Here is a 12,856-nt window from a genome sequence, read left to right as displayed (position 1 = left end):
GGCCGGTCCGTAGTATCGGAACCCGTGACTTCCGTCGTCGACGCCGTCCGGACACATCTCGCCGCGCACTACGCGGACCGCGGTTTCGCGCCGCCGGCGTCCGCGTCGGTCACCTTCCTCGGGCTCGAGCCGATGACTATCCAGCGCTGGGTGGGGGATCCGCTCGTGGCCTTCGCCAGCGTCGGCTGCTCACGGCACGCGATGACGGACCCGAACGCGCTGGTCGCCGCCGACGACGGGCCCCGGGCGGAGGTCGTCCTGGAGCTGCGGCCCGGCGTCGACGGCCCGGGGGCTGCGCTGGACGGGCTGCATCGCTCCCTCGCGATCCTGGCCGCGACGCCGGCCGTCGAGGGGCTGGTCCTCGCACCGGACGCCCTCGTCGATCTGGGTGCGCCGCTGTGGGCGGGCGCACCGTTCACCGCGGTCCTTCTGGGGGAGTCGCCGGTGCCGGACCTGCCCCGCGAGGGCGGTGAGCCGGTGCGGTTCCTGCGCGCCGATCCGATCACCGCGAACGAGGCCGCTTGGGTGCGGCTCAAGGGCGCCGATGCGCTCCGCGAGGCGTGGGCGGAGGCGGGCATCGATCCCGCGGATCCGGGCCGTCCCGCGGCTCGCGCGGTCTAGCATCCGGCGACGATCGGCGGGAACGTCGAGCCCGCGCGGTGGCTCAGGATTTCGGGTTCTGCAGGGTCAGACGGGTTCAGGAACCTGTCTGACCCATCAAACCCGACATCGTGAGTCGTATCGGCGCAGCGCCGCACGACCTCGACGAAGTCGGCTACTCCCGGAGGGCAGGCCACCATTCCTCCGGGGTCCGGCCGAGGAACGCCGGGTCGCACGGCTGCCACGACTGGGTCGGCATGACCAGCGCGCCCTGGGGGCCGACGGCGTCACGCAGTGCCTCGAGCACCGCCTGTTCGCCGCCGGCCACCCGGCCCAGCGACTTCAGCGAGGTGGACCATGACCGTCATGCCCTGCTCCACCCCGGGGCGGCTCAGATCCGAGAGCCGGGGAACCAGCGTGTCAGCGCAGCCAGACCGTGGTCTCACCCGGCAGGGTGCGGCCGTCGACCGGACCGGACGCGAGCAGGACGTCACCGTCGGGCAGCTCGACGGGCTCGGTCCCGAAGTTGGTGACCGACCGCCACCCGTTCGGGCGCTCGAAGGCGAGGACGTCGGGGGAGGAGTGCTCGAGCCAGGTGAGCGACTCGCCCGTCTGCAGCTCGTCGCGCAGCGCCAGCGCGGCGCGGTAGAGCGCCAGCGGCGAGGCGGGGTCGGCCTCCTCGGCCTGCACCGAGTACTCGCCGAACCAGGAGGGCTGCGGCAGGTGCGCGCCGCCCGTGCCGAACCCGAACGACGAGCCGTCCTTCTCCCAGGGGAGCGGCACGCGGCAGCCGTCGCGCCCGAATTCGACTCCGCCCGTGCGGAAGTAGGTGGGGTCCTGGCGCGCCTCGCCGGGGATGTCGCCCACCTCGTGCAGGCCGAGTTCCTCGCCCTGGTAGAGGTAGGTCGAGCCGGGGAGGGCGAGCAGCACCATCGTGGCGGCGAGGGCGCGGCGGTCGCCGCGCTCGACGTCGACCTCCTCGCGCGAGCCGCCGCCGGCGACCCAGGCCTTGGCGTGCCGGCCGCTGCCCGCGGGCAGGCCGTAGCGGGTGGCGTGGCGCACGACGTCGTGGTTCGAGAGCACCCACGTCGACGACGAGCCGGACTCCGCCGCGAGCTCGAGGCTGTCGTTGATGACGGCCTTGAACTCGGCGGCGTCGAACTCCGCGAGTAGCAGGTCGAAGTTGAACGACTGGCCCAGGCCGTCCGGGCTGGCGTACCGGGCGACGCGGCTGCGGTGCACCCACGCCTCGGCGACGGCGACCCGCGGCGGGGTGTACTCGTCGAAGATCTTGCGCCACGCGCGGTACACCTCGTGCACCTCGTCGCGGTCGGAGAACGGGTGCCCGTGCAGCTCGACGTTCTCGCCGAGGCCCACCTCGGTGTAGGGCGCGAAGGGCTCGCTGAGGTCCTTGGTCAGGTAGTGGGCGACGTCGATGCGGAAGCCGTCCACGCCGCGGTCGGACCAGAAGCGGAGGGTCTTCTCGAAATCGGCGCGGACCTCGGGGTTGTCCCAGTTCAGGTCCGGCTGCTCGCGGGCGAAGAAGTGCAGGTACCACTGGCCGGGGGTGCCGTCGGCCTCGGTGACGCGCTCCCAGACGCCACCGCCGAAGTGCGACTGCCAGTCGTTCGGCGGCTCCTCGCCGTTCGGGCCCTTGCCCTCGAAGAAGTGGTACCGCGCGCGCTCGGGGGAGCCCGGGCCGGCGGCGAGCGCGGCCTGGAACCACTCGTGCTGATCGGAGGTGTGGTTCGGGACGATGTCGACGATGAGCTTGATCCCGGCGTCGTGCAGCGCGGCGGTCATCGCGTCGAAGTCCTCGAGCGTCCCGAGGCGCGGGTCGACGTTGCGGTAGTCGGCCACGTCGTAGCCCCCGTCCGCCAGCTCGGACGGGTAGAAGGGGCTCAGCCACACGGCGTCGATGCCGAGCTCGCGCAGGTACGGCACGCGCGAGGTGATGCCGGGCAGATCGCCGATCCCGTCGCCGTTGGAATCGGCGAAGCTGCGCGGGTAGATCTGGTAGACCACCGCTTGGCGCCACCAGTCCGGCGATTGGAGATCCTTGAGTGCCACGTCGCTCCTCGGGGTTGTTAGCGAATCCGTCGACGCGCGTCGACGATGCGGCTAGAGTAGTCGATCGCGGGGACGCGTGTCGATGGTTTCCGTGAAGCGGATCGATCGCGGAGGAGGGCCGACCGTGGCGACGATGGCCGATGTCGCGCGCCTCGCCGGCGTGACCCGCAGCACCGTCTCGTACGCGATCAGCGGGTCGCGGCCGATCTCCGACGAGACCCGCCGGCGCGTCTTCGCCGCGATGGAGCAGCTCGACTACACGCCGAACCTCCTCGCCCAGGGGCTCGCCGGTACGCGCACCGGCCTGCTCGGGCTGCTCCTCACCAGCGAGGCGCTCGGCCAGGGCGTGGACATCGCCGGCTATCTCACCGCCGCCGCCGACGAGGCCCGCGCCCTGGGTGCGCACCTGATGCTGCTGCCCGGCCCCGCCGACGACGCCGAACCGGTCCGCGGGACCGTACGCCAGGGGCTGGTCGACGGCTTCGTGGTGATGGAGGTGTACACGTCGGATGCGCGGGTGGACTACCTCCGCGCGGCGGACGTTCCGTTCGTGCTGGTCGGCAGGACCGACGACGTCACGGGAACGGCGTTCTGCGATGCGGACTTCGACGCCGCAGCGGAGGTGGCGGTCGCGCACCTGGCGGGGCTCGGGCACGGCGAGATCGCCGTGCTCACCGGTCCCGAGCCGGATCGTGCGCACGCCCCAGGGATCGCCGTGCGCTCGCTGGCGGCGGTCGACGCCGCCGCCCGCCGGCACGGGGTCCGGGCGCGCATCGTCCCCACCGATGCGACCTTCGCCGCGGGGTGGGACGCGCACGCCGGCATCGCCGACGGTCCGGCGACGGCTGTGCTCGTCTGCACCGAGTCGGCCGGCCTGGGGCTGCTGTCGGCGGCCACGGCCGCGGGAGTCCGCATTCCGCAAGACCTTTCGGTGCTCACCCTGTTCACGGGGACCGACGCCGGGGAGCTGACCCGCCCCCGGCTCACGAGCATCGGCCCGGATCACACCGCCATGGCGCGCCGCGCGGTCCGGTTCCTCCTGCGCCGAGTGGCGGGGGAGCCGGCGACCGAGCTGCAGGCCCTCAGCGAGCCGGTCTTCCTCGACCGCGGCAGCACCGGGCGTCCCCGCCCGGCACCGTCGGGCTGAGCGGGACGGCGGACTCGGATTACAGCCAGTTGATCTTCCGGAACGTGACGTAGAGCGCCAGACAGACCAGGGCCATGATCCCGAGGACGGCGAAATAGGCGTAGTGCCAGTGGAGTTCGGGCATGTTGTCGAAGTTCATGCCGTAGATCCCGGCGATCATGGTGGGTACCGCGACCAGGCCGATGATCGCGGACATCTTGCGCATGTCCTCGTTCTGCTGCATGCCGATCTTCGCGACGGCCGCGTCGATCAGCGAGCTCAGCACGTCGTTGTAGGTCTCCACGTGATCGGCGACCATCGCCTGGTGGTCGAGGACGTCGGAGAAGTAGCGCTGGATCTCGGTGGGGATGATGTCGTTGAAGTCGCAGGTGAGGCGCTTGAGGGCGTGCGAGAGCGGATGGATGCCGCGGCGCAGCTCCACGATGTCGCGCTTGAGCTGGTAGATCTCGTCGACCTGGGTGCGGGCGCCCGCGCGGAAGACGTCCTCCTCGACCCGGTCGATGTCGTCCTCGAGCAGGTCCGAGACGGCGACGTAGGAGTCCACCACGTGATCCGCGACCGCGTGCATCACCGCCGACGGCCCCGTCTTCAACAGCGCGGGGTTCGCCTCGAGGTTGCGGCGGACGCGCCGGAGGCTGCCGTGGTCGCCGTGCCGCACGGTGATGACGTGGTCCGGACCGACGAGCACCATCACCTCGCCGGTCTCGACGATCCGCGCCATCGGGTCCGTGCGATCGTGGCCCACGTAGTTCACGGTCTTGAGGATGAGGAAGAGCGTGTCGTCGAACCGGTCGACCTTCGGCCGGGTGTGCGTGACCAGGGTGTCCTCGACCGTCAGGGGGTGCAGCCCGAAGACGCGCGCGACCTCGTCCATCTGATGCTGATCGGGATCGAGCAGGCCCACCCAGACGTAGCCCTCCCCGCGCCGGCGGACCTCCTCGATGGCTTCGACGTAGCCGAATCGTCCGGGGAGGCGCACCCCGTCGACGTAGACGCCGCAGTCGACCACGGCGCGGGCGACGGGCACGGGGACGCGCGGCACCTCGGCCTCGCGCCGCCCGGCGCCCGGCCGGGGCATGGAGGGCAATGAGGGCATGGACCCAGATAGTAGACGGGGCAGACGGATCGTTCGCGTCGGCGGCGGGTAGAAAGTAGGCGTGAGAACTCGCACGCCCCGCCTGGTCGCGGCCGCCCTGGCCGCGCTCGTGCTCGCGGGTTGCTCGGACGCCGGTGACGCCGCCGACATGGGCCCGAGGACCGCGCCCGGCACGGTCACCGTCGGCTCCGGAACGAGCGCCGCGTCCCGGGTCGAGGCCCTGATCTATGCGAACGCGCTGCGCGCCGCGGGCACCCCGGTGGAGACGAAGCTGGGGCTCGGGCCCGGTGAGGACGCCGCGGTGGCGGCGGTGGAGCGGGGCGAGCTCACCGTCGCGCCCGCCCTGACCGGCGCACTCTGGGAGCGCTACCGTCCCGGTGCCGCGCAGCCGACGAAGGCCAAGGAGGAGGAGGCGGAGAACCCGCGGGCCCAGTGGGACGCACAGTTCGTCGCGCTCAGCGCCGTCCTCCCGGAGGGGCTGGGCCTCGGCGATCCGACGCTCGCGCTCGACCAGCCGATGCTCTTCGTGCCCAAATCCGCTCCGCCCGCGACGCTGCGGGGCTGCGAGGGCCTGTCGGGCGCCGTCGCCGTGCCCGCGGGCTCGCCGTCGGACCTGCGCTCGCGCTACGGCTGTCCGACGGGGCCGCTCGTCCCCGTCCCGGACGAGGCCGCCGCGGCCCGCGCGGTGGCCGAGGGGCGCGCCTCGCTCGCGCAGCTGGGCACCCTGTCCCCGGCTGCGCAGGGCCTGGTCCAGGTCGCCGATCCCGACGGTGTCGTCCCCTCCCGCGCCGTCGTTCCGCTCGTGCGCCGGGACGGCTTGACGGTGGCGCAGACCAAGCGCCTGTCCGCGATCGCCGGTGAACTCACCACCGCGGACCTGGCGGCGATGGTCGCGAAGGTCGAGGCGGGGGAGCGCACGCCCGAGCAGGCCACCGAGGACTGGGCCGCCGAGCACCCGATGAAGTAGCGCGCTGGGCAGCGACCTCATTCCGGGGCTTTGGTGATGGCGAGGGAGGCGAACGCGACCGCCTTCTCGCATTCCACCGTCCGGCCGGGCGACGGGTCGACGGGTTGGGCGGCCGTGGTGCTGACGACGGCGAACTCCGAGGCGAAGACGGTCACGCAGTAGTCGTTCTCGACGGCGACCGCGAGGGGGCGGCCGTGGACGGTGCGGTCGGGCTGCCAGGGGAGCATGCTCATCTTGCGTTTGTACTCGTGGAGGGAGAGCTTGTTACCGACCAGCTGCGAGTAGTGGATACCTTTGCCGGTGGCTCGGTTGAAGCCGGTCGATTTCCAGCTGCAGCCGCGGAAATTCGCTCCGTCCGTTTCGGCGGCATCGCGAATCGTCACGGGGTCGATGCCTAGAGCGCGGAGTTCGTCGCTCGTGTAGGCACTGCACGGCTCGAAGGTGGTGCCGTCGGTCCGCTCGTTCGTGCGGTTCTTGATGGTCGGGGTGAAGGGCAGGGGCTTCGGCGACGTCCGCGGCGCCTTCAGCGCCGAGGTAGGTTCGCCGGGGATCTCGGTGGCGCAGCCACCGACCCCGGCCGCGCTCACCCCGAGCATCAGGGCGACGGAGAAAGCGCCGATCCGCGTCATGCGCGGATCACGCGATTGATTTGCTCCTCGCTGGCGCCCTCGGTGCGCAGGATCTCCCGGCCGATCTCGCGAATGGCGACCGCCATGGTGCGGGCCTCGGCGGCTTGCGCCATGTAGGTGTTGTAGATGGATCGTTCGTGCTCCACGACGCCGAGCCGGATATTGAAGGTGGCGGCATCGCCTTCCACGGTCGGGCCGAGATGGTTCTGCAATCCCACGTATTGCAACATGTTCGCCGACTCCGTGACCCGGTCCGCGTGCCGCTCGAGGGCCCGGGCGAGTTCCTCCTGCACATTGCCGTCGGAGACCATGTTCGGCCGGTCTTTGATGCCCTCCTCGGCCTCGTCGATGATCTTCGCGAGTGTTCCGTCCGACATGCGCAGCTCCTTCGTCGAGGTGCGGGGTCCCCCTATGAATTGGACGCACCAGCGGGACGATCGGTTCCCGCTGCCTCGCAACCTCGCGGCCCGCACACGGGCGTGGAGAAAACGACGGAGAGGGCGGCACCTGTGATCAGGTGCCGCCCTCTCCGGGGAGATCGGGGGAGATCGCTACTTGAGGCGCTTGTTGAGCTGCTGATCGACCAGGGCGTTCACTCGCTGGTAGGCGGAGCCGCCGAGACGCACCAGGACGTCGATGATCTTGGCGTCGGTGCCCACGAGCACCCGTCCGCGGTTCTTCTTGACCCCCTCGAGGATGGTGCGCGCGGCATCGTCGGCCTCGGTGCGAGCGAGGTACTTGTCGAACAGGGCCGCGGTGTGGGCGGCGTCGACGTTCTCGGCGCCGGTGGCGTTGCGGGCGATGGCGGTCTTGATGCCGCCCGGATGCACGCAGGTCACGCCGACGTTGTGGTCGCTGGAGAGCATCTCGATGCGCAGGGCCTCGGTGAAGCCGCGCACGCCGAACTTGGCGGCGTTGTAGGCGCTCTGGCCGCCCACCGACAGCAGGCCGAACAGCGAGCTGGTGTTCACGATGTGCGCGTCACCCGAGGCGATCAGCGCAGGCAGGAAGGCCTTGGTGCCGTTCACGACGCCCCAGAAGTCGACGTCCATGACCCGGTCGAAGTCCTTGAAGGGCATGGTCTCGATGGGCTCGTGGTGGGCGATCCCGGCGTTGTTGAAGAGCAGGTTGACGGTGCCGTAGTGCTCCACGACCTCGTCGGCGTAGGCCAGCAGCTGCTCCCGCTCGCCGACGTTGACGACCTTGGTGTGCACCTCGGCGCCGCGCGCCCGGGCGAGCTCGGCGGTCTGCTCGAGGCCGGCGGGGTCGTAGTCGCACAGGGAGAGCTTGGCGCCCTCGTCGGCGAGTTGCAGTGCCAGCTCGCGGCCCATGCCGGAGGCGGCGCCGGTGATGACGGCGACCTTGCCGCGGAAACTCTTCATGCTCTGTCAATTCCTCACTGGTCATGCCGGACGGCCGGTTCGGCACCGTCCGACGTACTTACTCGAGGGTAAGGTTGGTATGCGAGGTCTGTCAACGACCTATTGAGTATGATTCAGTAGGTGACCAGAAAGTCCGTCGCCGCAGCGGTGGGGCGCAAGCGCACTCGGCTCAGCCCCCAGGCCCGGCGCCAGCAGTTCATCGACCTGGGCCTGCTCAGCCTCAAGCACCAGGCGCTCGAGCAGGTGTCCATCGAGGACATCGCCAGCCAGGCGGGAGTCTCCGCCGGTCTGTTGTTCCACTACTTCGACTCGAAGCTCGACTTCCAGGTCGCGCTCGTCGAGGAGCAGGCCCGGATCGTCGGGGAGGTCGCCACACCCGAGCGGGACCCCGAGGACATCACCGACGTGATGCCGATCCTCAGCGCCACGCTGGGCACCTACGTCGATCACATCATGGAGAACCGGCAGTCTCTGCTGCCCATGCTGGCGGGCGTCAGTTGGTCCGAGCCCCGGATCCGCACCGCGGTGAAGTCCGTGCGCGAGCAGATCGTCAATCAGTTCCTCAGTCACGCCGACAACATCGGCATCGACCGCTCGCCGCGCTTCGTCCTGACCGTGCACGGCTGGATCGCCGTCGTGGAGGAGACGCTCGTGCAGTGGCTCGACGAGAACGCGGGCTTCGCGGAGATGACGCGCGACGAGGTCGTCGACCATCTCGCGACGATGTTCGTCGGAATGGCGGGCGCGGTGGGGCTGGATCTCACGTCGGGCATCGCCTGACAGTGCGGCCGGCCGGGCCGCGTGGTGGGGCCGCGGCCGTGAGGGCGCCGGGTGGTGGGCCGGGCCGGGTGAAGGCGACGCCGCTCGCTTAAGGCTTCGCTCGCTCGCCTAGCGGCTCGTTCGCTCCGATGCGCTCGACGGCGTCGCCTGCACCCGGCCCTCGTTCGATCGCCCTCGCGCCGCGTGCGCGGAGGTGCGCATACGGAGCGACGGTGCGGACGGCGCGCGTGCGCACAGTCGCGTGACGTGCGCGGGAAGGCGCCCGCCGACGTCGGTACGCCGCCGAACGCAGAGGGCCGGCCCTCCCCGTGGGGAGAGCCGGCCCTGTCTGGTGTCCGTCAGTGGCCGAAGGCCTCGTCGATGATCTGGGCCTGCTCGACCGCGTGGACCTTCGACGAACCCGAGCACGGGGCCGACATGGCGCGCCGCGAGACGCGCTTGACGCCGCGCAGGCGCTCGTCGAGCTCCGGCAGCTCCAGGCCGAAGAACGGCCACGCGCCCTGGTTCGCCGGCTCCTCCTGGACCCACCGGATATCGGTGGCGTTGGGGTACTTGTCCAGGGTGGCGGGCAGGCGCCGCGAGGGCAGCGGGTAGAGCTGCTCCATGCGGATGATCGCCACGTCGTCGCGCTTGTCCTTCGCCCGGCGGGCCTCCAGCTCGTAGTAGAGCTTGCCGGAGACCAGCAGCAGGTTGGTGACCTTGGCGCGGTCGCCGTTCTCCTTCTCGAAGGCCGGATCGTCGAGCACCGAGAGGAACTTCCCGTCGGTGAACTCCGACAGCGGGCTGACGGCGGCCTTGTTGCGGAGCATCGACTTCGGGGTGAAGACCACCAGCGGGCGGGTGATCGAGTCCATCGCGTGCCGGCGCAGCAGGTGGAAGTACGACGCCGGCGTGGACGGCATCGCCACCGTCATCGAGCCCTCGGCGCACAGCTGCAGGAAGCGCTCGATGCGGCCCGACGTGTGGTCCGGGCCCTGACCCTCGTGGCCGTGCGGGAGCAGCAGCGTCACATCGGACTTCTGGCCCCACTTGGCCTCGCCCGAGCTGATGAACTCGTCGATGATCGACTGCGCGCCGTTGACGAAGTCGCCGAACTGCGCCTCCCAGCACACCAGCGAGCGCGGGTCGCCGACGGAGTAGCCGTATTCGAAGCCCAGGCCCGCGTACTCGGTGAGTGCCGAGTCGTAGACCATGAACTTGCCGGGCGAGGCGGTGCCGTCGGGCCCCAGGTGGTCGAGCGGGGTGTACTCCGCGCCGGACTGCCGGTCGATCAGCACCGCGTGGCGCTGCGTGAACGTCCCGCGGCGGCTGTCCTGGCCGGCCAGGCGCACGTTACGGCCGTCCTCGAGCAGCGTGCCGAAGGCGAGCAGCTCGCCGAACGCCCAGTCGACGCCGCCCTCGCGGGACATCTCGAACCGACGCTTGACCACGGGAGCCACGCGCGGGTGCACGGTGAAGCCCTCGGGGACGTTCGCGTACGCGTCGCCGATGCGCTGCAGGCGCTCCAGGGGGACCGCCGTCTTCAGCGAGCTGAGCGGCTGGTCGGCGATGATCGACGGGGCCGGCTCGGCCTGGAACTTCTCGAGCTCCTTGACCTCGTTGAAGACCCGCTCCAGCTGTCCCTGGTAATCGCGCAGAGCGTCCTCGGCCTCCTTGGTCGAGATGTCACCACGACCGATCAGGGCCTCGGTGTACGACTTGCGGACGCCGCGCTTGGTGTCGATCACGTCGTACATGCCGGGCTGGGTCATCGACGGGTCGTCGCCCTCGTTGTGACCGCGGCGGCGGTAGCAGACGAGGTCGATCACGACGTCCTTGTTGAAGCGCTCGCGGAAGTCGACGGCGAGCTTCGCCACCCACACGCAGGCCTCGGGATCGTCGCCGTTGACGTGGAAGATCGGCGCGCCGATCATCTTCGCGACGTCGGTGCAGTACTGCGAGCTGCGCGAGTGCTCCGGCGAGGTGGTGAAACCGACCTGGTTGTTGACCACGATGTGCACCGTGCCGCCGTTGGAGAAGCCGGGCAGGTTCGCCATGTTCAGCGTCTCCGCCACCACGCCCTGGCCCGCGAAGGCCGCGTCGCCGTGCAGCATGAGCGGCATGACGGGGTGCACGCCCTCCTCCGGCTCCAGCAGATCCTGCTTGGCGTGCACGATGCCCTCGAGCACGGGATCCACGGCCTCGAGGTGCGAGGGGTTCGCGACCAGCGAGACCTTGATCTCGTTCTCGCCGAACATCTGGTAGTACTTGCCCTCGGCGCCGAGGTGGTACTTCACGTCACCCGAGCCGTGCGCCTGCGCCGGGTTCAGGTTGCCCTCGAACTCGGTGAAGATCTTGCTGTACGGCTTGCCGACGATGTTCGCCAGCACGTTGAGGCGACCGCGGTGCGGCATGCCGATGACGACCTCGTCGAGGGCGTGCTCGGCGGCCTGGTCGAGGACGGCGTCCATCATCGGGATGACCGACTCGGCGCCCTCCAACGAGAAGCGCTTCTGGCCGACGTACTTGGTCTGCAGGAAGGTCTCGAAGGCCTCGGCGGCGTTGAGCTTGCTGAGGATGTACTTCTGCTCGGCGACGGTGGGCTTGGTGTCCTTCGTCTCCACGCGCTCCTGCAGCCACTTCTGCTGCTCCGGCTCGAGGATGTGCGTGTACTCGATGCCCACGTGCCGGCAGTAGGCGTCGCGCAGGACGGAGAGCACCTTGCGCAGCTTGAGCCGCTCCGCGCCGTGGAAACCGCCGACGTTGAACGTGCGATCCAGGTCCCACAGGGTGAGCTCGTAGGTGAGAACGTTCAGGTCCGGGTGGGACTCGAGGCTCTCGTTGTTGTAGCGGAGCGGGTCGACATCGGCCATCAGGTGGCCGCGGGCCCGGTACGCCGCGATCAGCTCGAGGACGCGCGCGTCCTTGTCGATGCCGTGGGCCGGGATGTCCTGGCGCCAGCGGATCGGCTCGTAGGGCACGTGCATCGTGCGGAAGATGTCGTCCCAGAAGTCGTCGCTCAGCGTGAGCTCGTGGACGTACCGCAGGAAGTCGCCCGACTCGGCACCCTGGATGATCCGGTGGTCGTAGGTCGAGGTCAGGGTGGTGAGCTTGCCGACGGCCAGCTCGGCGATCTTCTCGTCGCTGGCGCCCTGGAACTCGGCGGGGTACTCCATCGCGCCGACGCCGATGATCGCGCCCTGGCCGACCATGAGGCGGGGCACCGAGTGCACGGTGCCGATGCCGCCGGGGTTGGTCAGCGAGATGGTGACGCCCGCGAAGTCCTCGGCGCCCAGCTTGCCCTGGCGGGCGCGGCGCACGATGTCCTCGTAGGCGGCCACGAACTGGCCGAAGTCCATCGTCTCGGCTTCCTTGACGCCCGCGACGACGAGGCTGCGGCTGCCGTTCTTGCCGACCAGGTCGATCGCGATGCCCAGGTTGACGTGCGGCGGGGTGACCGCGTTCGGCTTGCCGTCGATCTCGGCGAAGTGCCGGTTCATGTTCGGGAAGGCCTTGACGCCCTGCACCAGGGCGTAGCCCAGGATGTGGGTGAAGCTGATCTTGCCGCCACGGGTGCGCGCGAGGTGGTTGTTGATCACGACGCGGTTGTCGAACATGACCTTGACCGGCATCGAGCGCACCGACGTGGCGGTCGGCACCTCGCGGCTGGCGTTCATGTTCTTGACGACGGCGTTCGCGGCGCCGCGGAGCACGGTGCGCTCCTCCTCGGCGGGGAACGCGGCGGCGGCGGGAGCCTTGGGCGCGGGGGCGGGCTTGGCGGGCGACGACGGTGCCGGGGTCACCGGTGTCGACGGCGCCGGCGTCAGCGTGGTCTCCGCGGTCTTGGGAGCCTTCGCTGCCGGGGTCGCCGCGGGCGCTGCGGCCGGGGCGGCGGTCTTCGCGGCCGGCTGGGCCGCGGGCTTCGCGGCGGCGGGTGCGGAGCCGTTGCCCGCCGCGTCGCCACCCTGGGCGGCCCCGGGAGTGTAGTTCGAGAGGAATTCGTGCCAGCTCGGATCGACCGACGCGGGGTCGGCCTTGAACCGCTCGTACATCTCCTCGACCAGCCACTCGTTTTGGCCGAAATCCGATACAGAACTACTGCTCACGGCAGGTCCTCGCCTCGATTCATCATCGTCGTCTTGGGCGCGCGCCGCACTGGATCGCAGACGGCGCAAGTCCGCGCGGTCCAGGGTAGTCCACCACGGA

The 12,856-nt window shown here is 70.3% G+C and carries 11 protein-coding genes; 4 read left to right on the top strand and 7 right to left on the bottom strand.

Going from position 1 to position 12,856, the window contains the following annotated elements; genetic code table 11:
- The first annotated feature begins 24 nt into the window (after positions 1–24).
- Positions 25–621 (top strand): suppressor of fused domain protein, encoded by a 597-nt coding sequence (locus AC21LY_RS18825; RefSeq protein ID WP_489048088.1) that lies wholly within the window; start codon positions 25–27, stop codon positions 619–621.
- A gap of 154 nt (positions 622–775) precedes the next feature.
- Here AC21LY_RS18825 and AC21LY_RS18820 read toward each other — a convergent pair whose 3' ends face one another.
- Entirely contained in the window at positions 776–946 is a 171-nt protein-coding gene (locus AC21LY_RS18820; protein ID WP_489048261.1) for an AAC(3) family N-acetyltransferase, read from the bottom strand.
- A gap of 74 nt (positions 947–1,020) precedes the next feature.
- Entirely contained in the window at positions 1,021–2,670 is a 1,650-nt protein-coding gene (locus AC21LY_RS18815; RefSeq protein WP_489048087.1) for a glycoside hydrolase family 13 protein, read from the bottom strand.
- 133 nt (positions 2,671–2,803) lie between these two features.
- Here AC21LY_RS18815 and AC21LY_RS18810 point away from each other — a divergent pair, with 133 nt between their 5' ends.
- Positions 2,804–3,817 (top strand): LacI family DNA-binding transcriptional regulator, encoded by a 1,014-nt coding sequence (locus tag AC21LY_RS18810; protein ID WP_489048260.1) that lies wholly within the window; start codon positions 2,804–2,806, stop codon positions 3,815–3,817.
- Positions 3,818–3,836: 19 nt separating this feature from the next.
- Here AC21LY_RS18810 and corA read toward each other — a convergent pair whose 3' ends face one another.
- Positions 3,837–4,913: a magnesium/cobalt transporter CorA gene (gene corA, locus AC21LY_RS18805; RefSeq protein ID WP_489048086.1), complete on the bottom strand. Its 1,077-nt coding sequence runs from the start codon at positions 4,911–4,913 to the stop codon at positions 3,837–3,839.
- A gap of 61 nt (positions 4,914–4,974) precedes the next feature.
- Here corA and AC21LY_RS18800 point away from each other — a divergent pair, with 61 nt between their 5' ends.
- Positions 4,975–5,880 carry a glycine betaine ABC transporter substrate-binding protein gene (locus tag AC21LY_RS18800; protein WP_489048085.1) on the top strand — a complete coding sequence of 302 codons (906 nt, stop codon included), beginning with the start codon at positions 4,975–4,977 and terminating at the stop codon, positions 5,878–5,880.
- Between the two features lie 17 nt (positions 5,881–5,897).
- Here the strand turns inward: AC21LY_RS18800 and AC21LY_RS18795 are convergent, their stop codons facing one another.
- From AC21LY_RS18795 to AC21LY_RS18785, 3 genes are all read right to left on the bottom strand, one after another.
- Complete coding sequence (locus AC21LY_RS18795) at positions 5,898–6,509, bottom strand: DUF3558 domain-containing protein (protein WP_489048084.1); 612 nt, start codon at positions 6,507–6,509, stop codon at positions 5,898–5,900.
- Positions 6,506–6,886 carry a hypothetical protein gene (locus AC21LY_RS18790; RefSeq protein ID WP_489048083.1) on the bottom strand — a complete coding sequence of 127 codons (381 nt, stop codon included), beginning with the start codon at positions 6,884–6,886 and terminating at the stop codon, positions 6,506–6,508. Before AC21LY_RS18790 ends, AC21LY_RS18795 begins: the two co-directional genes overlap by 4 nt.
- Positions 6,887–7,060: 174 nt before the next feature.
- On the bottom strand, positions 7,061–7,891 hold the full coding sequence (locus AC21LY_RS18785) for an SDR family NAD(P)-dependent oxidoreductase (RefSeq protein ID WP_489048082.1): 831 nt from the start codon (positions 7,889–7,891) through the stop codon (positions 7,061–7,063).
- A 120-nt stretch (positions 7,892–8,011) separates the two neighbouring features.
- Here AC21LY_RS18785 and AC21LY_RS18780 point away from each other — a divergent pair, with 120 nt between their 5' ends.
- Positions 8,012–8,671, top strand: coding sequence for a TetR/AcrR family transcriptional regulator (locus AC21LY_RS18780; protein WP_489048081.1), 660 nt, complete (start codon positions 8,012–8,014; stop codon positions 8,669–8,671).
- A gap of 338 nt (positions 8,672–9,009) precedes the next feature.
- Here the strand turns inward: AC21LY_RS18780 and AC21LY_RS18775 are convergent, their stop codons facing one another.
- Positions 9,010–12,756: a multifunctional oxoglutarate decarboxylase/oxoglutarate dehydrogenase thiamine pyrophosphate-binding subunit/dihydrolipoyllysine-residue succinyltransferase subunit gene (locus AC21LY_RS18775; RefSeq protein ID WP_489048080.1), complete on the bottom strand. Its 3,747-nt coding sequence runs from the start codon at positions 12,754–12,756 to the stop codon at positions 9,010–9,012.
- Positions 12,757–12,856: the final 100 nt, after the last annotated feature.

The sequence above is a fragment of the Tsukamurella sp. II2bb genome (genome assembly GCF_057815145.1).
The sequence above is the reverse complement of the archived record's forward strand: the minus strand, read 5'-3'. Positions and strand labels throughout refer to the sequence as shown.